The following is a 19,463-nucleotide window of genomic DNA, read 5'->3' on the forward strand; positions in this document are numbered from 1 at the left end:
GGCGGGCCCGGCCGGCGGCTCGACACCGGGGCCGGCCGCCGGCGGGGCGGGGGCGGTCACCGGCGGGCGTCGTCGGTACGGCCCGCCTGGTGGCGGCGGCCGAGCCAGCCTCGGGTTCCGCGCCGGGCCAGCGACCGGGCGAGCCGGTCCGCCGCCGCCTCGGCGCGCAGCTCCGCGGCGTGCGTGCGGTGCAGGGAGAGAAGGAATTCCGCGTCGTTGCCGAACATGTCGGGCTCCTGCCGTGCGTCGTGTCATCTGCTGACCTTGACTCTCCGCGCGAAGGTGCCGCCGGGGCATGGGCACGCTGCCTGATCTTCGGCCGCTCCCCCTCCTTACGCCGGGCCTCACCGGGCCGGTCGGCGACGTAAGGTACTCAGCCCACCGACCACCGGCCGCGGATCAACCCGGCGGGCGCCGACCACTAGACTCTGGGGCATGGCAAAGCCCCAGGAGAAGGTCTCGTTCGGCCAGCGGCTGAAGCAGATCGGGATGGTGTTCAAGTTCACCGCCAAGCAGGACAGGTGGTTCGCGCCGCTGGCCGCCGCCGCGGTGCTGATCCCGCTCGCGCTCACCGTGGTCGCGGTCGTCCTCTGGGGCTGGGTCTGGCTGCCGGTGGGCATCCTGTTCGCCCTGCTGGCGCTGCTGATCGTGCTCAACCTGCGGTCCAACCGGGCGATGATGAACGCGGCCGAGGGCCAGCCCGGCGCGGCGGCCCAGATCATGGAGAGCATGCGCGGCGACTGGCGGGTGACCCCGGCCGTCAGCTCCACCACCCAGATGGACATGGTGCACCTGGTCATCGGGCGGCCCGGGGTGATCCTGCTGGCCGAGGGGAACCCGCAGCGGGTCCGGGGCCTGCTCGGCCAGGAGAAGCGCCGGCTGGCCAAGGTGATCGGCTCCGCGCCGCTCTACGACTACGTGATCGGCCAGGAGGAGGGCGAGCTGCCGATCCGCAAGCTGCGGATGACGCTGATGCGGCTGCCGCGCAACCTCAGCGGCAAGGACGTCAACTCGCTGGACAAGCGCCTCAAGGCGCTCACCGCCCGGCCGCAGATGCCCAAGGGCGCCGTCCCGAAGAACATGCGGCCGCCGCGCGGCGCCTTCCGCCAGACGCGCGGTCGCTGACCGAAGACGTACGCGAGGAGCCGGGGCCGGTCGACCCCGGCTCCTGCCGTCCGCGCGACCTCCGGTCGTCCTCGATCGTCTGAGGGTGAGCAGGGCGGAGCCTCGGTCAGCGACCTGCCCGGGGAAAGACGATCATGGCGACCCCGGAGCCGGCGCGGCGGAACCGGTCAGGGGCGGGGGGCGTCGGTGACGACCGAGCCGGTGAGCCGGTCGTGCAGGCCGCGACGGTGCTCGTCCATCAGCAGCGGCGGCACCACCAGCGCCAGCAGCACGCCGCGCAGCAGGCCGCGGAGCAGGCCGATCCGGCCGCCGTCGGCCCAGGCGACGCAGCGGACCTTCGTGACGTACATGCCCGGGGTCTGCGCGAACAGGCCCAGGAAGAAGCCGTACTCGAGCACCAGCACCAGGACCGGCGCCCAGCCGTCGCGCACCGGGTCGGCGAAAAAGTTCGACACCAGCAGGCAGAGCACCCAGTCGATGACCAGTGCCCCGAACCGGCGGCCCAGGCTCGGCGGGGTGAAGGCGGGATCCGCGGCGGGCGGCACGGGACGGTCAGGCGGCGTGGTCACAGCGATCAAGGGTAGTAGGCGGTATGGCGGGCGACCGGGTGGGATCAGCCGCACCCACCGCGCAAAAAGGGACCAACCGCGTCAAGTGTCCATACACTGGCACAGCCGGTTGCTCCCGGTCGGCCGCCCAGCCCCGGTCGAGCGGCGCGGATGACGCTGCGCGAGGGACGTAACACGGCAGAAACACTCAAGACATGGCCGGGCAACCGCGCGGCCATAGCGTCGCCAAGAGCCTAGCCACCCGTGGACGTGCCAGGAGGACGTGTGTTCGCCAATCCCGAGGAACTCCTGCGATACCTCAAGAACGAGGACGTGAAGTTCGTCGACGTACGTTTCTGTGACCTGCCCGGCGTGATGCAGCACTTCAACCTGCCGGTCGAGTCCGTCGACGACGAATTCTTCACCGAGGGCCTGGCCTTCGACGGGTCGTCGATCCGCGGTTTCCAGGCGATCCACGAGTCGGACATGCTCCTGCTCCCGGACGTCGCCACCGCCTTCATCGACCCCTTCCGGGCGCAGAAGACCCTCGCGCTCAACTTCTTCATCCACGACCCGTTCACCCGCGAGGCCTACAGCCGGGACCCGCGCAACGTGGCCAAGAAGGCCGAGGCCTACCTGGCGGCCAGCGGCATCGCCGACACCGCCTACTTCGGCGCGGAGGCGGAGTTCTACATCTTCGACTCCATCCGCCACGAGACCTCGGCGCACCAGTCGTACTACTACATCGACTCGATCGAGGGCGCCTGGAACACCGGCCGCGACGAGCCGGGCGGCAACCGCGGCTACAAGACCGCGTACAAGGGCGGCTACTTCCCGGTGCCGCCGGTGGACCACTACGCCGACCTGCGGGACAGCATCGTGCGCCGGCTGGTCGACACCGGGTTCACCGTGGAGCGCTCGCACCACGAGGTGGGCACCGCCGGCCAGTCCGAGATCAACTACCGGTTCTCCACCCTGCTCCACGCGGCCGACCAGCTCCAGCTCTTCAAGTACATCGTGAAGAACGAGGCGTGGGCCAACGGCAAGACCGCGACCTTCATGCCGAAGCCGCTCTTCGGCGACAACGGCTCCGGCATGCACACCCACCAGAGCCTCTGGCTGAACGGCGAGCCGCTGTTCTACGACGAGACCGGGTACGCCGGCCTGTCGGACACGGCCCGCTGGTACATCGGCGGCCTGCTGCACCACGCCCCGTCGCTGCTCGCCTTCACCAACCCGACGGTCAACTCGTACCGCCGGCTGGTGCCGGGCTTCGAGGCGCCGGTCAACTTGGTCTACTCGCAGCGCAACCGCTCCGCCTGCACCCGCATCCCGGTGACCGGCAGCAACCCGAAGGCCAAGCGGGTCGAGTTCCGGGTGCCGGACCCGTCGGCGAACGTCTACCTCGCCTTCTCGGCGATGATGATGGCCGGCCTGGACGGCATCAAGAGCAAGATCGAGCCGCCGGCCCCGATCGACAAGGACCTGTACGACCTCCCGCCGGAGGAGTGGGGCGACGTCAAGCAGGTGCCGGGCTCGCTGTCGGCCGTGCTCGACTCGCTGGAGGCCGACCACGACTACCTGCTCGACGGCGGCGTCTTCACGCCGGACCTGATCTCGACCTGGATCGAGTGGAAGCGGACCAACGAGGTCGACCCGGTACGCCTGCGCCCGACCCCGCACGAGTTCGCGATGTACTTCGACTGCTGACCTTCCAGGCAGGATTCCAGCGAAGGCCCCGGGTTCGCCCGGGGCCTTCCTGCGCGAACCCGGCACCGGGCAGCCGGTCGGCACCGCTCCGCCAGTCCACCCGCACGGCGGACCGGCCCCCATCTGCCTGCCCCCGCCCCGCAGAGATCCGCCCTCCCTCCGTAGAGATCTTGGAGGGAATCGGCCCTTCCAGGGGCCCTTTCGCACCAAGATCTCGCAGAACGGATCCGACCGTGGTGGGACGCCGGCGGCACGGACCCGTCAGCCGGGGCGCGCGGTGCGGGCCCGGCTGACGGCGCGCGCGGCATGGGCTCGGCGCAGCCGGAGCAGGCCCCACACCGCCAGCCCGACGACCAGCGCGGTCATCGCCAGTGCGCCCGGGGCCTTGGTGAACCGGGCCAGGGTGGTGCCGTCGGGCAGGGTGAGGAACGTGGCGAGCGCGCAGGGCAGCACGAACCAGGTGGTCCGGGCCGCGGCGACCGCGAGCACGGCCAGCGGCCAGGTGAGGTACCAGGGATGGACCACCGGGGCCAGCGCCACGGTGGCGGCCAGGGCCAGCCCGGCGGACCGCAACGCCACCCGGGGACGGGCCGCCTCGATCCGGGCCACCCGCTGCCGGACGTCGTTCAACCGGCGCAGCGCCCGCCAGGCCCGCCACCAGAGCACGACCAGCAGCACGGCGAGCAGCAGCAGCGCCACCGCCCGGGCCACCGGCACGGCGCCCGGGTCCCGGCCGACCAGCGCGCCGGCGTAGTCGACGACGAAACCCACGGCGGTCGGCGGCGAGGTCCACTGCTGAGAGTCGCCGCTGCGGGCCAGCCCGCCGACCCAGCCGAACCCGAGCCCGGCGGCCAGCGCGGTGGCCGCCAGCCCGGCCAGCACCCCGCCGGCCAGCCAGCCGGCGGCGCGCACCAGCGCGCCGACCGTGTAGCGGCCCAGCACGGCGGCCAGCACCGCGAACGGCAGCACCACCAGCCCGGTCGCCTTCACCGTCACCGCCAGCCCGAGCAACGCCCCGGCGACCAGCAGCGCCGGTGGCCGGCCGGGCAGCCGGACCAGCACCAGCAGGGCGAGCGTCAGCAGGCCGAGCAGCACCGCGTCGTTGTGCGCGCCGGCCACCAGGTGCACCCCGACCAGCGGGCAGGCCAGCACCAGCCAGGAGGCGCGGCGGGTGGGCACCCGGGCGGCCCGGGCCAGGCCGGGCAGGCAGAGCGCGGTCAGCAGCACCCCGACCACCGCGACGAGGCGCAGCGCCACCACCGTGCCGACCAGGTCGCCGCCGAGGGTCACCGCGAGCGCGGCGAGCAGCACGAAGAACGGCCCGTACGGGGCCGGGGTGTCCCGCCAGATCGGCGCGACCGACTCCACCCACGGGCAGCCGGCCCCGGCCACCCCCGTCGCGTACGGGTCGACGCCGTGCGCGTACGCCCAGCCCTGGCAGGCGTAGGAGTAGACGTCCCGGCTGCCCAGCGGCGGGGTGGCCAGCACCGGCAGCGCCCACAGCCCGGCGGTCAGGTACGCCCAGCGCGTCGACGGGGCGCCCCGGCGCAGCGCCCACCACGCGCCGACCAGCAGCGCGGTGCCCAGCAGCCAGGCGCCGACGACCAGCGGGCCGCGGTCCCCACGCCAGGTCGGCACGGTGGCGGTGCCCGGCAGCGCGCCGCCGAGCCAGCCGGCGACCGCCAGCAGCACCGCCCCGGCCAGGCCGGCGTACCGGGCGAGCCGGGCGGTGCCGGGCGGCGGTGGGGCGTCGGGCGGGGCGCCGGGATCGCTCACCGGCGCACCTTTCGCTCAGTCGACGGCGACCGGCCGGCGGGCCGCCCGAGCCGACCGTACCAAGCGGACCAGCACCACGATCACCAACAGCGTCATCAGCGGCGCACCGACGGTCTTGGTGTACCTCGGCAGGCCGGTGCCGTTGGCCAGCACCAGGAACGACGAGACCAGCGCCACCACCGTGAACCAGCCGGTCCGCTGCCGCGCCGTGGCCGCGAGCACCGTCAGCGGCCAGATCCAGTACCAGGGGTGGAACAGCGGGGCCAGCGCCACCGTGGCGGCCAGCGCCAGCCCGGCGTGCCAGATCGGGTCCCGGGTGCGCGCCCGCCACCACAACCAGATGAGCACCAGCGCGAGCGCCGCCATCCCGATCCCCCGGGTGACCGGCAGCGGGTCGCCGTGCCAACCGAACGGCGCGGCGAGGTAGGCCACGGTCTGCCCCACCGCGGTCGGCGGCGACGTCCAGGCGATCACCAGGCCGCCCTGCTCCAGCCCGGCGATCCAACCGAAATCCAGGCCCGCGGCGAGGGTCACGCCCACCACCGTCGCGACCGCCCCGCCGACCACCCAGCCACCGTCGCGCACCAGCGCCCTGATCGAGAACCCACCGACGATCGCGGCCAGCGCGGCGAACGGCAACACGACCAGCGCGGTCACCTTGACCCCGCCGGCCAGCCCGAGCAGCACGCCGGCGGCGAGCAGCGGGCCGGGGCGACCCGGCCGGGACACCAGCACCGCCAGCCCGGCCACCAGCAGCCCCACCATCAGCGCGTCGTTGTGCGCACCGGAGACCAGGTGCACGGCGACCAGCGGGCAGGCCAGCGCCAGCCAGACCGCCCGGCCGGCCGGCACCCCGCACCGGCGGGCCAGCACCGGCAGGCAGGCCGCAGTCAGCGCCACCCCGGCCACCGCCATCAGCCGGAACAGCACGATGCTGCCGGTCAGCGACCCGGTCGCCTTGACCACCGCGCCGGCGAGCACCACGAACAGCGGCCCGTACGGCGCCGGGGTGTCCCGCCAGATGTAGGAGATGGTGTCCAGCCACGGGCAGGGCAGCGCCGACACGCCCTGTTCGTACGGGTTTATCCCGGCGGCGTAACTGGCCCCCTGGCAGGCGTACGCGTAGACGTCGCGGCTGCCCAGCGGCGGTGCGAACAGCAGCGGCAGCAGCCAGAGCCCGGCGGTGACCAGGGCCCAGCGGGCCGAGGGCACCCGGTCGCGCAGCGCCCACCAGGCGTACGCCATCAGCGCGGTGCCGACCAGCCAGCTGGCGATGATCAGCGGCCCGTTCGGGCCCTGCCAGATGCTGACCGGGGTGGGGCGCAGGTCCGCGTCGGGCAGCGCTCCGCCGAGGAACGCGGCGACGGCGAGCAGCGCCGAACCCGCGAGACCGGTCCAGCGCGCGAGGTGGTGAGACACGCCCGACATGCTGCCAGTGCTGTCGCCGACGGTGAGCACCGGACCAGGAGTTGTCCCCGGCGGACAGCCCCCAGGCGCCCCGCGTCTCCTGCGCGCAGGCGGCCGACGCGACACCGCACTAGGCAGTGGTCAGCAGCGGCACACCCTCCACCACCCGCCGGACGCGGTAGTGCTCGGCGAGGACCCGGCTCAACTCACCGGATCTGTCCACCCTTCTCGGGTCGCTGTCCAGCACGATCAATGCCGGGCGCTCCGGACCGTCGAGCATGGCCCGCAGGCGGGGCAGCGCGTCGGGGATCTTCTCGATGGGCTTGCCCCAGAGGTACGGGTAGTCGGTCGTTCGCTGAGCGAGGAAGTAGATGTTGCTCCTCGAGATGAGTACGAAGATGCGGTCGTCCGGGAGAGTCTCGGCCCGGATGACCGCGGCGATCCGTTCGTCCCGGCGCGCGAGGCCGTAGTAGGGGATCCGCTGCTGCCGTTCCTCGGCGGTGGCCGGCACCAGCGCGGCGAGCCAGATGAGCTGGGGCAGAAGAACCGTCACGGCTGCCACCACCCGCAGGCGGGGCCGGCGGACAGCGGCGACCGCTGCTGCGGCCGCCACCGTGAGCGGCGGAAGCAGCTGTACGTAGTAGTGCGGCCAGTACGAGCCACCGACATTCACACCCAGGGCTGCGCCGCCGAGCCAGGCAAGCAGGACGCACCTCGCCGGCCGTGCGCCGCGCAGCAGCCAGAGTCCGACGGCGGCCGCCCCCGCCACCACCGCCAGGTCCCGGGCGACGGGACCGAGGCTGCTGGTGAAGTCGGCCCAGCGGGCAGCGGGTCCGGCGGCGGGTTCACCCATCGCGGCGAACTGGTAACCGACGAGCGCCGTCCAGTACTCGCGCCAGCCCAGGTGCCAGCCGTGCAGGGCGGACAGCCCGACTGGTGCGGCGGACGCACCGAGGAAGAGCGCCTGAGGCGACCCGGTGACCCGGCCGGGCCGCGGACGGAGAAGGGCCACGACCAGACCGACCGCTATCCCGTCCAGGCCGGACAGCTTCATCGTCATGGCGACGCCCGCCGCAAGGCCGGCCGTGACGAGCCAACCCGCTGACTGGTACCGGAGCCAGAGCAGGGCCGCGGCCACGGCCAGGGTCGCCGGGAAGCTGGCGAGCAGTTCTCCGTTGAGAGTGAATCCCTCGATGTTCGGGGCGACTCCTGCCATGGCGTACAGCCCTGCTGCGGCTACCCCCGTCCGAGAATCCACGAGGAGCCAACCGATCATTCCGACCAGCACCGTGATGCCCAGGCCCGCGAGCACCGCACCGAGCCGGATGGTCCAGCCGTCGTCGTTGAGCCAGAGCAGGAGCCGATACGTCAGCAGCAGCCCCTGCGGGCGGTCGAGCCACGCCTCCCCGTACAACCGGGCACCCCGGGACCACTGTTGTACGACGTGCGCGTAGCCCCCCTCGTCCATGCCGAGCCCGGTCCAGAGGAAGGGCAGTCGAAGCAGAGCGGCGGCCAGCCCGCACGCCAGGATCATTCCTGCCGCCCTACGGGTAGCGGGGCTGCGACGGTCAGGGCCGATGCCGCGTCATCCTCTCCTTCACGGCTCCGCCTCGTCAGGGGCGGTCAGCGGGGCCCGGGCTTACCCGCTCTGCTTCCGGTTACGCCTCGTACGGCAGCCGCCATCCGAGGTCGAGGGCATGCCTGAAGGTCGAGCTTGAGTCGGCGTGTGTAGTGGAGCTAGCAGTGCTTCGCCGGTGTGAGGCTGCTGGAGATCGAGAATTGGCCCGGCACCCGGACCCGCACATCGGTCCATCCGTCTGCGCCGGGCCGCAGGCACCCGCCCGCCCCCTGGAGCGACAGCCACCGCGACCAGCGCACCCGCACCGGCACGTCGCCGGGGGCGTCGGTGACGAACCGCACGGCGGCCCGACCGGAGCTGACCAGCCGGCCCGGCGCGCCGACCAGCGGGGTCGGGTCGACCACCGCGTAGAGCCGCCACGTCCTGTCCCGCCACACCTCGCGCAGATATGGCTGACCGGCGGCGACCAGGGCGGCCTCCTGCCGGGCGTACCGGTCGGGCGGACTGTCCGGGGCCAGCGCGACGTACCCGACCGCCTCCCGGCGCAGCCACTCGGCGTATTCCTCGGGCGTCAGGTCGTCGGCGTAGAAGAGTGCGTTGCGGTCGGTGTCGACCTGCCGCTCCCAGCCGCGGGCCAGCGGCACGGTCGCCGGCAGATACGCTGACTCCCAGTGGTCGCGCAGCGGCACCACCTCGACCCGGCCCACCGGCTGCCGGCGGGCCAGCTCGTCGACGAGCGGCCGGTAGAACGCGGCGGCGCTCTCCGGCGAGCCGGCCCGGGCCAGGTCGCTGGTCATCACCGGGTTCTGCCACCAGACGCAGGCGGCAAGGAGCCCGGCCAGCCACGGGCCGGGCAGCGGCGCGTACCCGGCGAGCAGCGGAAGGGCGAAGAGCATCGGCAGCCGCAGCGCGTTGGAGCCGATCGGGCTGGGCAGCGCCTGGGCGGCGACCAGCAGCAGCACGGTCAGCGCGGCGCCGGCCCGCAGCGCGCGGCGACGGCGCGGCACCAGGAAGAACACCGCCACAGCCAGCGCCACGTTGATCCGCATCGACTCGGCACTGAACGGTTGGGTGCCGCCATTGCCGAACAGCAGCGCCATCGGGGCAAGGGCGAGCGCCGGGGCAAGACAGAGCGTCAGTGCCTCACCGAGCGGGCGGTCCGCCCGCCAGCCGCCGGGCAGCGGTCGTCCCGGGCCCGGCACCCGGCGCAGGCTGGCCAGCAGCAGGGCCACGCCAGCCAGGCCGGTGAACAGCCCGGCGACCGGGCTGGCCCAGGTGGTGAGCGCGGCAAGCAGCCCGGCCAGGACCAGCCGCGCGGGCCTGGCCGGTCGATCGGCGGAGACCGCGCAGAGGGCGAGCAGGCCGAGCGCCAGCCCGACGGCGAAGGTGATCCGGCCGCTGACCAGGTTGCCGACCAGAACCACCGCGCCAAGTGCCCCGGCCAGCACCGGGCGGCGGGCCCGGTGCCGGGCGAACAGCCAGCCCAGTGCCCCGGCGGCGAGCACCGCGGCGACCGCCCCGAGCGGCCGGGGCCCGGTCCAGGCGGCCAGGCGGGCAACGAACAGACTGTAACCGTACTGGTCGACGCCGCCGTACCAGCCGAGGTCGACGGGGGTGCCGTACCGGTCGGCGAACTCCGCCCGGGCCACCTGGGCGGCCAGGTCGGTGCCCATCGGCGGGGCGAGCAGGAACGCCGCAGCCAGCAGCAGCGCCGTGCCGGCCGCGGGCAGCCAGGCGCGCCCTGTGAGCAGAGTGGGGATGCTCCCCGGGAACCGACGGGCAGGGCCACTTCCTTGTGCCTCAGCCATCGAGCACCCGTTCCATCGCCGCCCGGGACCGCCGGCCGGTGCGCAGGTACTCGTCGAGGAACTCGCCGGGATCGTCCCGCCCGAGCAGCCGGACCACCCTGGCCAGCTCGACCCCGTGTCGGGGCAGCTGGTCGCCGGCCCGGCCGCGGACCAGCATCAGCGCGTTGCGGACCTGCGCGGCGAGGGTCCAGCCGGCGGCCATCGCGGCGGCGTCCGCCGGGTCGACCAGGCCGGCGTCCCGGGCCGCGGCGAGCGCGTCGAGGGTACGCGTGCCGCGCAGCGCCCGGTTGGCCCCGCCGTGGCGCAACTGGAGCAGCTGCACCGCCCACTCGACGTCGGCGAGCCCGCCCCGGCCCAGCTTGGTGTGGGTGGCCGGATCGGCGCCGCGGGGCAGCCGCTCGTGCTCCACCCGCGCCTTGATCCGGCGGATCTCCACGACCTGCTCCCGGGTCAGCCCGTCGGCCGGGTAGCGGACCGGGTCGACCAGCGCCTCGAACTCCGCGCCCAGGTCGGCGTCGCCGCAGACGAACCGGGCGCGCAGCAGCGCCTGCGCCTCCCACACCCGGGACCAGCGGGCGTAGTACTGGGCGTACGCGGCGAGACTGCGCACCAGCGGGCCCTGCCGGCCCTCCGGGCGCAGGTCCGCGTCCACGCCGAGCGGCGGGTCGGGGGCGGGCATGCCGAGCAGTCGGCGCAGCTCCTCGGCGATCGCGTGCGCGGCGGCGCTGGCCGCGCTCTCGGCGGCGCCGGCCGGCGGGTCGTAGACGAAGAGCACGTCGGCGTCGGAGAGGTAGTTCGACTCGTACCCGCCGAGCCGGCCCATGCCGATCACCGCGAACCGCAGCCCGGGCAGCTCCGGCCGGCTCGCCCGGGCGGTACGCAGCGCCGCGGCCAGCGTGGCGTCGGTGACGTCGGCCAGCGCGGTGCCGACCGCGGTGACGTCGGCCAGCGCCGACGCGACGCGTCCCTCCCCGTCCGGCCGGGGCGGGGACGGCGCCAGCGAACCGGCCCGGCTCAGCACGTCGGCGCAGGCCAGCCGGACCAGTTCCCGGCGGCGCAGCGCACGCACCGCCCGGGTCGCCTCGACCGGGTCGGCGTGCCGGGCGGCCGCGGCGGCGAACCCCTCGCCGAGCACCTCCCGCGGGCGCGGGGTCAGCTCGCTCTCCTCGGCCAGCAGCCGCAGCGCCTCCGGCTCCCGGGCCAGCAGGTCGGCGGCGTACCGGGAGGAGGAGAGCACCCGGGCCAGCCGGCGGGCCACCGGTCCCTCATCCCGCAGCAGCCGCAGGTACCAGGGGGTGCTGCCGAGCTTGTCGGAGACCTGCCGGTAGTTCAGCAGGCCGCGGTCCGGCTCGGGGGCGTCGGCGAACTCGCTGAGCAGCACCGGCAGCAGGGTGCGCTGGATGGCGGCGGTGCGGCTCACCCCGCCGGTCAGGGCCTGGAGGTGCCGCAGCGCCCCGGCCGGGTCGGCGAAGCCGAGGATCTCCAGCCGGTGCCGGGCCGCCTCCGGGGTCAGCCGCAGCCCGTCGGCCGGCACCCGGGCCACCGACTCCAGCAGCGGCCGGTAGAGCAGCTTGGCGTGCAGCCGGCGTACCTCGGTGGCGTGGGTGACCCACTCGGCGCGGAACTCCTCGACGGCGCTGCGGCCGGGCGTGGCCAGGTAGCCCAGCGCGGCGGCCAGCCAGCGCAGCGCGGCCGGCTCGGTCGGCACGGTGTGCGTGCGCCGCAGGCCCTGCAGCTGCAGGCGGTGCTCGACCGTACGCAGGAACCGGTAGCCGCGCAGCAGCGCCTCCCCGTCGGCCCGCCCCACGTAGCCGCCGGCCACCAGCGCGCGCAGCGCCGGGATGGTGCCGGCCGCCCGCAGCGACTCGTCGCCGCGGCCGTGCACCAGTTGCAGCAGCTGCACCGCGAACTCGATGTCGCGCAGCCCGCCCGGGCCGCGCTTGATCTCGCGCTCCAGCTCCTTCGGCGGGACGTTGTCGATGATCTTGCGCCGCATCGCGCGGACGTCCTCGACCGCCTCCGGCCGCTCGGCGGCGCGCCAGACCAGCGGGGCGAGCTGGTCGATCCACTCCCGGGCCAGCGCCAGGTCGCCGGCGGCCGGGCGGGCCTTGAGCAGCGCCTGGAATTCCCAGGTGCGGGCCCAGCGCCGGTAGTAGGCCAGGTGGCTGGCGAGGGTGCGCACCAGCGGGCCCCGGTTGCCCTCCGGGCGCAGCGCCGCGTCGACCGGCCAGGCGACCAGCCCGCAGATGTGGATCAGCCGGGTGGCGACCGTGGTGGCCGCGGCCAGGTCGCCGTCCTCGGCGGCCACGAAGATCACGTCGACGTCGGAGACGTAGTTCAGCTCGTCGCCGCCGCACTTGCCCATCGCCACCACGGCCAGCCGGGGACGCGGCGTGCCCGCCGGCAGCTCGCCGGCCGCGATCTCGTACGCCGCCGCGAGGGTGGCGTCGGCCAGGGCGGAGAGCGCGGCCATGGTCTGCTCCAGGCCCCGGCCGCCGGTCAGGTCGGCCGCCGCGATCCGCAGCAGGGCCAGCCGGTACGCCCTGCGCAGCACCGCGATGGGGTTGCCGTCACCGGTCAGGTCCAGCCGCCCCTCGGCGGTCGGCGCGAGCCCGTCCGGGGCGGTGCCCAGCGCCGTCCACTGGTCCGGGTTGGCGACCAGGTGGTCGCCGAGCGCCGAGGAGGCGCCGAGCACGGCGACCAGCCGCCGCCGCAGCCCCGGGTCGTCGGCCAGCGCGGCCAGCAGCGCCGACCCGGCGCCGATCCCGCCGTCCCCGGCCGGGGGGTCACCTTCGCCGGCGCTTCCGGCCGGTCCGCCGTTCTCGGCGCGCCGGCCCGGCGCGCCGGCCACGGCTGTGCCGCCGCCGTTCCCGGTCCGCTGCCCGCGGCCGCCCGCCGCGGGGCCGCCGGTCGTCGCCCGGCGCTCCGCCTCCACCAGCCGGTGCAGTTGGCGCAACGCCAGATCGGGGTCGGCCGCCCGGGACAGCGCCGCGAGCAGCTCCGCCGCCGGCTCGTCCGCCGGCTCCTGGGTCTCCGGCCGCCACAGGCCCAGCCCGGCCGGGCCGAGCAGGTCGGCCGCCCGCGCCCCGCCGTCGTCGGTGCCGACGCCGAAGCCGTAACGGGCCAACCGGCCGGCGGCCCGGGTCGGCCGGCTCATCACTGCCCGAGCAGCGGCAGGCTGCGCCGCGGCGCGTCGTCCAGCTCGCCGAGGGCGAGCGCGGCGAACCGGGCGGCGAACGGCTGCCAGACCTCCTCGACGTCGGTCATCACCCCGTGGCAGGCGGCCACCACCAGCTCCGGGTCGTAGCCCAGTTCGGCCAGCAACGCCGAGTCGGTGGCCCAGTCGGCGATCATCGCGGTGTCGCACTCGATGTGGAACTGCAGCCCCCAGGCCCGGTCGCCGAGGCGGAACGCCTGGTGCGGGTAGCGGGTGGAGGCGGCCAGCAGGGTGGCGCCCCGCGGCAGCTCGGTGATCTCGTCGGCGTGCCACTGGAGCACGTCCGGGATCAGTGGCACGTACCGGAAGAGCGGGTCGGCCTCGGCGGCGTCCCGCCGGCCGACGACGGCCGGGCCGACCTCCGGCCCGGCCGTGCTGCGCTCCACCTCGCCGGCGTGCGCGGTGGCCAGCAGCTGCGCGCCCAGGCAGATGGCCAGGGTGGGCACCCGGTGCCGGACGGCCTTGCGCAGCAGCCCCTCCACCGCCGGGAACCAGGGCGCGCCGGGCGACCCGTCCGGCAGCGGGTACGCCTGCTGCTCGCCGCCGAGCACCACCAGCGCCGCGTACCCCTCCAGGTCGGCGGGGAGCTCGTCGCCGGCGTGCGGGCGCACCACCCACAGGTCCAGGCCGGCCTCGGTCAGCCACTCGCCCAGCCGGCGCGCGTCGTCGGTCGGGTCGTTCTCGATCACCAGCGCGGTTGCCACGCCGTCGAGGCTAGCCGGTGTGCCGCCCAATCCCGGAGCGGGCCGAGCGGTGGGTCGCCGGGTGACCTCCGGTCGGGACTAGGCTCTGCCGTTGTGCCGACCGACGACGCCGTACGACCACCCGCCCTGCGCCCCGGCGACACGGTGATGCTGGTGTCGCCGTCCGGGCCGACCCGGCCGGAACGGGTGGCCCGGGGCATCGAGCTGCTCACCGGCTGGGGGCTGCGCCCGAAGCTGGCGCCGAACGTCTACGCCCGGCAGGGCTACCTGGCCGGCGCGGACGAGGTGCGGGCCGCCGACCTGAACGCCGCGTTCGCCGATCCCGAGGTGCGCGGGGTGATCTGCACCCGCGGCGGCTACGGCGCGCAGCGGGTGGTGGACGCGATCGACATGGCCGCCGTACGCCGGGACCCGAAGGTGGTGGCCGGCTTCTCCGACATCACCGCCTTGCAGTTCGCGCTCTGGCGCGGCGCCCGGCTGGCCGGCGTGCACGGTCCCGGCGCCGCCTGGACGGACGACCGCACCCCGCCCCGGTCCGCCGAGTCGCTGCACGCCGCGCTGATGACCACCGAGCCGGTCACCGTGACCGCGGTCGCCGAGGAGGAGACCTACCCGGTGCGGGTGCCCGGCCGGGCCACCGGCCGGCTGCTCGGCGGGAACCTCTGCCTGACCGTGGCGACGCTCGGCACCCGGGACATGCCGGACCTGACCGGTGCGGTGCTGCTCGTCGAGGACGTGGGCGAGCCGCCGTACAAGGTGGACCGGATGCTCACCCAGCTGCGCCGCGCCGGCGCGCTGGACGGGTTGGCCGGGGTGGCGGTGGGGCAGTTCACCGACTGCGCGGACGGCTGGTCGGTCACCGTCGCCGACGTGCTCGCCGAGCGCCTCGGCGACCTCGGCGTCCCGGTCCTCGGCGGTCTCCCCGTCGGCCACGGCGTCGGCCAACTCACCGTGCCCGTCGGCACCGAAGCCACCCTCGACGCGGACACCGGAACCCTCACCGTCACCCCCGCCGTCCACTAACCCCCTCCCCATCCCGGCCCCCTGGTTGATCATGAGGTTAGCGGGGCGGAATGCCGGAATCGGCACCGCTAACCTCATGATCAACGCGGGTCACGGGGTCAGGTGGGCCAGGGCGCCGGAGGTCATCCCCGCGTACCAGAGGGCGCCGTCGGGACCGGTGACGATGCCGCACGGGCCGGTGCCGGCCGGCAGCGCGAACGCGCTCTGCCGCCCGTCGGTGGTGATCCGCCCGATCCGGTCGTCGCCGGAGCGGGTGAACCACAACGCCCCGTCCGGGCCCGTCGTGATGATCAGCGGACGGCTGCCGGGCGCCACCGGGTGCAGCCGGGTCGTGCCGTCCGGCTGCACCCGGGCGATCGCGCCGGCCTGGACCAGCGTCACCCAGAGCGCGCCGTCCGGCCCGGCGGTGATGCCGTACGGGCCGGTGGCCGCGTCGGGCAGCGGGATCTCGCGGATCTGCGGGACTGTCACTGGCGGTCACCTTCCGGTCGGCGCTCCCAACGCCCAGGGGCGCGGGTCAGGTCTGGCGACCGTCCACCCTTGTCACCGCCGGGGCACCGGAGCAACCGGTTTGTCCGACCCACCGCGCCGGATTGCCAGCTCGCTGACAGCTTCGCCACGGGTTCCCCCCAGCCCGGCTGGTCACCGTCGGTCAGGTCAGCGCACCACCGACGACTTGGAGGACATCATGGCCATGACGAGGAAGCACCTGCTGGCGGCCCTGGCCACGGCCGGCGTGCTCGGCCTGGGGGTCGCGGCGCCGACGGTCGCGTTCGCCGCCGACAACGCCGACCCGACACCGAGCGCCAGCGCCGCCGACGACCGGCAGCAGCAGCGCACCGAGCGGCAGGCGGAGTTCGCCGAGGCGCTCGCCGAGGAGCTGGGCGTCCCGGCCGACGAGGTAACCGCCGCGCTGGAGAAGATCCGCGCGGAGCACAGGCCGGCCGACCGGCCGGACCGCCCGTCCGCCGAGGATCGGCAGGCCGCGCTGAAGGAGCGGCTGGCGCAGGCGGTCGAGGACGGCAAGCTCACCCAGGAGCAGGCCGACGCGATCACCGCGGCGGTCGAGGCCGGCGTCTTCCCCGCCGGCCCGGGCGGACACGGCGGACACGGCGGACATGGCGGACATGGCGGACACGGCGGCCGCGGCGGCCCGACCGGCAAGTGAGGTCTGGCTGACCGGAGCGCCCAGGTGCTCGCCCGGTGAGGCCCGAGCCTGGACCGCCTCGGGCGACCGCACCGGTCGCCCGAGTCGGGCAACCGGTCCGGCGTGATGCCTGGGAGTCATCATGATGACTCCCAGGCATCACGGTCCGCGGCTGGTGCGCCCCGCCCGGCCGCTGCCGCCCTCGGCCCGGTCGCGGCGGGTGGTAGTGCCGGTCCGCCTGTTCAGCCGGCGGGCGGCGGGGCGAAGACGCCGAAGTGGTTGCCGGCCGGGTCGAGCAGGTGGGCGAAGGTCAGCCCGTTGTCGTTCTCCCTGCGCGGCACCAGCACCTTGCCGCCGGCCGCCTCCGCCCGCCGGCAGGTCTCCGCCACGTCGGCCACCTGCACATAGAAGATCGCGTAGTTCGGGCTCGCCCCGCCGGTGCCCCGCACCGCCCCGCCGATCCCCGCACCGGCGCCGCCCTCGGTCGTCCGGTACGACGCCTCCGCCGAGCCCTCCTCGGTGAAGCTCCAGCCGAACAGGTCGCCGTAGAACCGCTGGGCCTCGTCCGGCCGCTCGGTGCCGATCTCGAACCAGGTGACGGCGTTGCTGATGGTCATGTCTGGCCTCCCGTGCCGTGCGCCGGCCGGGTCGGCCGGCGCCGTTCAGGAAGCAGCCTCGTGGCCGGCCGCGACAGCGTCCTGTCGGTGTTTCCGACGTTTGTCCGCGACTCTCGGCAACGACCGCCGCCTGCCGAGGATCAGACCAGGCTGAGCCGGCGGACCCGCTCGTGCGGGATGTCGAGGTCGTCGGCGGCCAGTTCCCGCTCGGGCACCCGCTCGGCCAGGGTGGTCACCGAGGTGATCCGGTCGGTGCGGAAGGCCCGGATGCCGTCGCGCAGCCGGCACCAGGCCAGCAGGTACCAGTGCCGGGGATTGCCGAGGTAGCCGAGCGGCTCCACGTCGCGCAGCGTCCCGGCGCCGGAGCGGTCGGCGTACCGGATGCGCAGCACCCAGCCGGCGGGCACCGCGTCGGCGACGGTGGCCGGGACGGGCGTCACCGGCCCGTCGCCGATCAGGTGCACCCGCGCGGCCAGCCGGTGCGCCTCGGCGGCGTCGGCGGCGGGCATCACCGCGAGCAGCTTGCGCAGCGCGGTGCCGGCGGCCGCGGCGAACGGCGTGCCGCGCAGCCGGTGCAGGGCCACCGCCATCGCCACCGCCTCGGCGGCGGTCAGGTTCACCGGGGGCAGGGTGCGGGCACGGTCCACCGCGTAGCCGCCGGTGCGGCCCGGCTCGGCCCAGATCGGCACCCCGGACTGCTGCAGGGCGTCGATGTCGCGCTCGATGGTGCGGGTGCTGACCTCGAAGCGCTCGGCCAGCCAGCGGGCGCTGCGCGGCCGCGGCGACACCGCGCGCAACTCCTCGACCAGGGCGTAGAGGCGGTCCGTGCGGTTCACCCCGTGAAGCTAGGTCGCGGGTACGACAGTCCGGCTCAGGCGATGCAGGCGCAGACGATCAGGGCGGCGCCGAAGTGGCTGGCGGCGCTGACCCGGGCCGCGGGGTGCGGCTCGTCCGAGCAGATGATCTCCCCGAGCCGACCCGGGGTGAGCAGGTCCAGCACGAAGAAGGCCAGCGCCATGATGGCCAGCCCGACCAGCCCGAAGATCACCGTGGAGGCCAGCCCCTTGCCGAAGTCGCTGTAGCTGGTCAGGATCGCGGTGAACACGATCCCGGCGATGCCGAGCTGGTTGGCGGCGAGCAGCAGCGCGGCGTTGCCGTTGCGGCGCACCCAGATCAGCTCCCGCAGCCGACCCGGGGTCAGCAGGTCGACCAGCAGGAAGCCGGCCGCCATCAGGGCCACCCCGACGATCCCGAACACCACGCTCTGCCAGGCTCCGCTGAGCAGATCCTCCAGCACCGACTGCCTCCCGACCGGTACGCCCGGCGCGGTGCCGGCGCGGTGATCGAGACGATAGCGGCAGCGCGCCACCGCCGGCAGCCCCGTGCGGGGCGGCCCCGGTCAGAGCGAGAGATAGCGCTGCCGCTCGTACGGGGTGACCTCGCGGCGGTACTGCTCCCACTCGGCCCGCTTGTTGCGCAGGAAGAAGTCGAAGACGTGCTCGCCGAGCACCTCGGCGACCAGTTCCGAGCCGGCCATCACGTCGATCGCCTCGGAGAGGTTCTCCGGCAGCGGCTCGTAGCCCATCGCCCGCCGCTCGGCGCTGGTCAGCGACCAGACGTCGTCCTCGGCGCCCGGCGGCAGCTCGTAGCCCTCCTCGATGCCCTTCATCCCGGCGCCGAGCAGCACCGCGAAGGCCAGGTAGGGGTTGGCCGCCGAGTCCGGCGAGCGGACCTCCACCCGGGCCGAGTTCGGCTTGCCGTAGGCGGGGACCCGGACCAGCGCGGACCGGTTCAGGTGACCCCAGCAGACGTACGCCGGGCTCTCGGTGACCCGGTCCGGCAAGGCCTGCGGGAAGAGCCGCTTGTAGGAGTTCACCCACTGGTTGGTGACCGCGGTGTACTCCCGGGCGTGCACCAGCAGCCCGGCGATGAACGCCCGGGCCACCTTGGACAGCTTCATCGGGTCGCCGGCGTCGTGGAACGCGTTGCGCTCCCCCTCGAACAGCGACAGGTGGGTGTGCATGCCGCTGCCCGGCTGGTCGGTGAACGGCTTCGGCATGAAGGTGGCCTGCACCCCGGTGGAGAGCGCCACCTCCTTCACCACGTGCCGGAAGGTCATGATGTTGTCGGCCGTGGTGAGCGCGTCGGCGTAGCGCAGGTCGATCTCCTGCTGGCCGGGGGCCACCTCGTGGTGGCTGAACTCCACCGAGATGCCGATCCGTTCCAGGGCCAGCACCGCCTGGCGGCGGAAGTCCCGGGCCACCGCGTGGGTGGTGTGCTCGAAGTAGCCGCCGGTGTCCACCGGCACCGGCACCGACCCGTCCATCGGGCCGTTCTCCAGCAGGAAGAACTCGATCTCCGGGTGGGTGTAGAAGGTGAAGCCCTTCTCGGCGGCCCGGGACAGCGCCCGCCGCAGCACGTGCCGCGGGTCGGCCCAGGACGGCCCGCCGTCGGGGAGCAGGATGTCGCAGAACATCCGGGCGCTCTCGCCGCTGACCCCGCCCTCGAACGGGAAGACCTGGAAGGTGGTCGGGTCGGGCATGGCCACCATGTCGGACTCGAAGACCCGGGCGAAGCCCTCGATCGCCGAGCCGTCGAACCCGATGCCCTCCTCGAACGCCGCCTCCAGCTCGGCGGGCGCCACCGACACGCTCTTCAGCGTGCCGAGCACGTCGGTGAACCAGAGCCGGACGAACCGGATGTCCCGCTCTTCCAGCGTACGGAGGACGAACTCCTGCTGACGGTCCACTTCCACTCCTCGCGACACGTCGTCGGCCACCGGACGGGCCCCGGCCCGACCTG

Annotated in this window: 17 protein-coding genes; 4 read left to right on the forward strand and 13 right to left on the reverse strand. The window is 74.6% G+C overall.

Translation table 11 applies throughout. From position 1 onward, the window contains the following. Window positions 1–56: 56 nt before the first annotated feature. Window positions 57–227 carry a hypothetical protein gene (locus AC1WTP_RS22510; protein ID WP_481651252.1) on the reverse strand — a complete coding sequence of 57 codons (171 nt, stop codon included), beginning with the start codon at window positions 225–227 and terminating at the stop codon, window positions 57–59. Between the two features lie 208 nt (window positions 228–435). Here AC1WTP_RS22510 and AC1WTP_RS22515 point away from each other — a divergent pair, with 208 nt between their 5' ends. Then, the gene (locus AC1WTP_RS22515; RefSeq protein ID WP_447139207.1) at window positions 436–1,125 is read left to right on the forward strand and encodes a DUF4191 domain-containing protein; all 690 of its coding nucleotides are present in this window, start codon (window positions 436–438) and stop codon (window positions 1,123–1,125) included. Window positions 1,126–1,292: 167 nt separating this feature from the next. Here the strand turns inward: AC1WTP_RS22515 and AC1WTP_RS22520 are convergent, their stop codons facing one another. Further along, complete coding sequence (locus tag AC1WTP_RS22520; RefSeq protein WP_481651253.1) at window positions 1,293–1,694, reverse strand: RDD family protein; 402 nt, start codon at window positions 1,692–1,694, stop codon at window positions 1,293–1,295. Window positions 1,695–1,958: 264 nt separating this feature from the next. On the opposite strand from AC1WTP_RS22520, the gene glnA (AC1WTP_RS22525) reads away from it, so the two are divergent. Then, the gene (glnA, locus tag AC1WTP_RS22525) at window positions 1,959–3,383 is read left to right on the forward strand and encodes a type I glutamate--ammonia ligase (RefSeq protein WP_481651254.1); all 1,425 of its coding nucleotides are present in this window, start codon (window positions 1,959–1,961) and stop codon (window positions 3,381–3,383) included. A gap of 261 nt (window positions 3,384–3,644) precedes the next feature. On the opposite strand, the gene mptB (AC1WTP_RS22530) is transcribed toward glnA (AC1WTP_RS22525), so the two are convergent. The 6 genes from mptB (AC1WTP_RS22530) to AC1WTP_RS22555 all read right to left on the reverse strand — a co-directional run bounded on the left by mptB (AC1WTP_RS22530) (window position 3,645) and on the right by AC1WTP_RS22555 (window position 13,874). Beyond that, complete coding sequence (gene mptB / locus AC1WTP_RS22530) at window positions 3,645–5,159, reverse strand: polyprenol phosphomannose-dependent alpha 1,6 mannosyltransferase MptB (protein WP_481651255.1); 1,515 nt, start codon at window positions 5,157–5,159, stop codon at window positions 3,645–3,647. A gap of 15 nt (window positions 5,160–5,174) precedes the next feature. Next, complete coding sequence (gene mptB, locus AC1WTP_RS22535) at window positions 5,175–6,578, reverse strand: polyprenol phosphomannose-dependent alpha 1,6 mannosyltransferase MptB (RefSeq protein ID WP_481651256.1); 1,404 nt, start codon at window positions 6,576–6,578, stop codon at window positions 5,175–5,177. A gap of 118 nt (window positions 6,579–6,696) precedes the next feature. Continuing rightward, window positions 6,697–8,100, reverse strand: coding sequence for a hypothetical protein (locus AC1WTP_RS22540; RefSeq protein ID WP_481651257.1), 1,404 nt, complete (start codon window positions 8,098–8,100; stop codon window positions 6,697–6,699). A gap of 203 nt (window positions 8,101–8,303) precedes the next feature. Then, complete coding sequence (locus AC1WTP_RS22545) at window positions 8,304–9,953, reverse strand: hypothetical protein (protein WP_481651258.1); 1,650 nt, start codon at window positions 9,951–9,953, stop codon at window positions 8,304–8,306. Continuing rightward, window positions 9,946–13,110, reverse strand: coding sequence for a bifunctional [glutamine synthetase] adenylyltransferase/[glutamine synthetase]-adenylyl-L-tyrosine phosphorylase (locus AC1WTP_RS22550; RefSeq protein ID WP_481651259.1), 3,165 nt, complete (start codon window positions 13,108–13,110; stop codon window positions 9,946–9,948). The genes AC1WTP_RS22545 and AC1WTP_RS22550 overlap by 8 nt, the downstream gene beginning before the upstream one ends. Further along, complete coding sequence (locus tag AC1WTP_RS22555; protein WP_481651260.1) at window positions 13,110–13,874, reverse strand: type 1 glutamine amidotransferase; 765 nt, start codon at window positions 13,872–13,874, stop codon at window positions 13,110–13,112. The genes AC1WTP_RS22550 and AC1WTP_RS22555 overlap by 1 nt, the downstream gene beginning before the upstream one ends. 147 nt (window positions 13,875–14,021) lie before the next feature. Here AC1WTP_RS22555 and AC1WTP_RS22560 point away from each other — a divergent pair, with 147 nt between their 5' ends. Next, window positions 14,022–14,897, forward strand: a complete 876-nt coding sequence (locus tag AC1WTP_RS22560) for a S66 peptidase family protein (RefSeq protein WP_481651333.1) — start codon at window positions 14,022–14,024, stop codon at window positions 14,895–14,897. A gap of 90 nt (window positions 14,898–14,987) precedes the next feature. Here the strand turns inward: AC1WTP_RS22560 and AC1WTP_RS22565 are convergent, their stop codons facing one another. Then, entirely contained in the window at window positions 14,988–15,368 is a 381-nt protein-coding gene (locus tag AC1WTP_RS22565) for a Vgb family protein (protein ID WP_481651261.1), read from the reverse strand. 217 nt (window positions 15,369–15,585) lie between these two features. Here AC1WTP_RS22565 and AC1WTP_RS22570 point away from each other — a divergent pair, with 217 nt between their 5' ends. Then, window positions 15,586–16,065, forward strand: coding sequence for a hypothetical protein (locus tag AC1WTP_RS22570; RefSeq protein ID WP_481651262.1), 480 nt, complete (start codon window positions 15,586–15,588; stop codon window positions 16,063–16,065). 221 nt (window positions 16,066–16,286) lie between these two features. Here AC1WTP_RS22570 and AC1WTP_RS22575 read toward each other — a convergent pair whose 3' ends face one another. The 4 genes from AC1WTP_RS22575 to glnA (AC1WTP_RS22590) all read right to left on the reverse strand — a co-directional run bounded on the left by AC1WTP_RS22575 (window position 16,287) and on the right by glnA (AC1WTP_RS22590) (window position 19,410). After that, a complete protein-coding gene (locus AC1WTP_RS22575; RefSeq protein ID WP_481651263.1) occupies window positions 16,287–16,661 on the reverse strand; it encodes a VOC family protein in 375 nt (124 codons plus the stop codon). A 140-nt stretch (window positions 16,662–16,801) separates the two neighbouring features. Beyond that, a complete protein-coding gene (locus AC1WTP_RS22580) occupies window positions 16,802–17,497 on the reverse strand; it encodes a helix-turn-helix transcriptional regulator (RefSeq protein WP_481651264.1) in 696 nt (231 codons plus the stop codon). Window positions 17,498–17,532: 35 nt separating this feature from the next. Further along, window positions 17,533–17,958 (reverse strand): DUF350 domain-containing protein, encoded by a 426-nt coding sequence (locus AC1WTP_RS22585; RefSeq protein ID WP_481651265.1) that lies wholly within the window; start codon window positions 17,956–17,958, stop codon window positions 17,533–17,535. A gap of 102 nt (window positions 17,959–18,060) precedes the next feature. Further along, window positions 18,061–19,410, reverse strand: coding sequence for a type I glutamate--ammonia ligase (gene glnA / locus AC1WTP_RS22590; protein ID WP_250792317.1), 1,350 nt, complete (start codon window positions 19,408–19,410; stop codon window positions 18,061–18,063). Window positions 19,411–19,463 lie beyond the last annotated feature (53 nt).

Source organism: Micromonospora sp. R311, assembly GCF_056780015.1.

Excerpts from the sequence above, each read along its gene's own strand:
- AC1WTP_RS22510 (WP_481651252.1), bottom strand. The coding sequence starts at position 227 with ATGTTCGGCAACGACGCGGAATTCCTTCTCTCCCTGCACCGCACGCAC.
- AC1WTP_RS22515 (WP_447139207.1), top strand. The coding sequence starts at position 436 with ATGGCAAAGCCCCAGGAGAAGGTCTCGTTCGGCCAGCGGCTGAAGCAG.
- AC1WTP_RS22540 (WP_481651257.1), bottom strand. The coding sequence starts at position 8,100 with ATGATCCTGGCGTGCGGGCTGGCCGCCGCTCTGCTTCGACTGCCCTTC.
- AC1WTP_RS22545 (WP_481651258.1), bottom strand. The coding sequence starts at position 9,953 with ATGGCTGAGGCACAAGGAAGTGGCCCTGCCCGTCGGTTCCCGGGGAGC.
- AC1WTP_RS22550 (WP_481651259.1), bottom strand. The coding sequence starts at position 13,110 with ATGAGCCGGCCGACCCGGGCCGCCGGCCGGTTGGCCCGTTACGGCTTC.
- AC1WTP_RS22560 (WP_481651333.1), top strand. The coding sequence starts at position 14,022 with ATGCTGGTGTCGCCGTCCGGGCCGACCCGGCCGGAACGGGTGGCCCGG.
- AC1WTP_RS22570 (WP_481651262.1), top strand. The coding sequence starts at position 15,586 with ATGGCCATGACGAGGAAGCACCTGCTGGCGGCCCTGGCCACGGCCGGC.
- AC1WTP_RS22575 (WP_481651263.1), bottom strand. The coding sequence starts at position 16,661 with ATGACCATCAGCAACGCCGTCACCTGGTTCGAGATCGGCACCGAGCGG.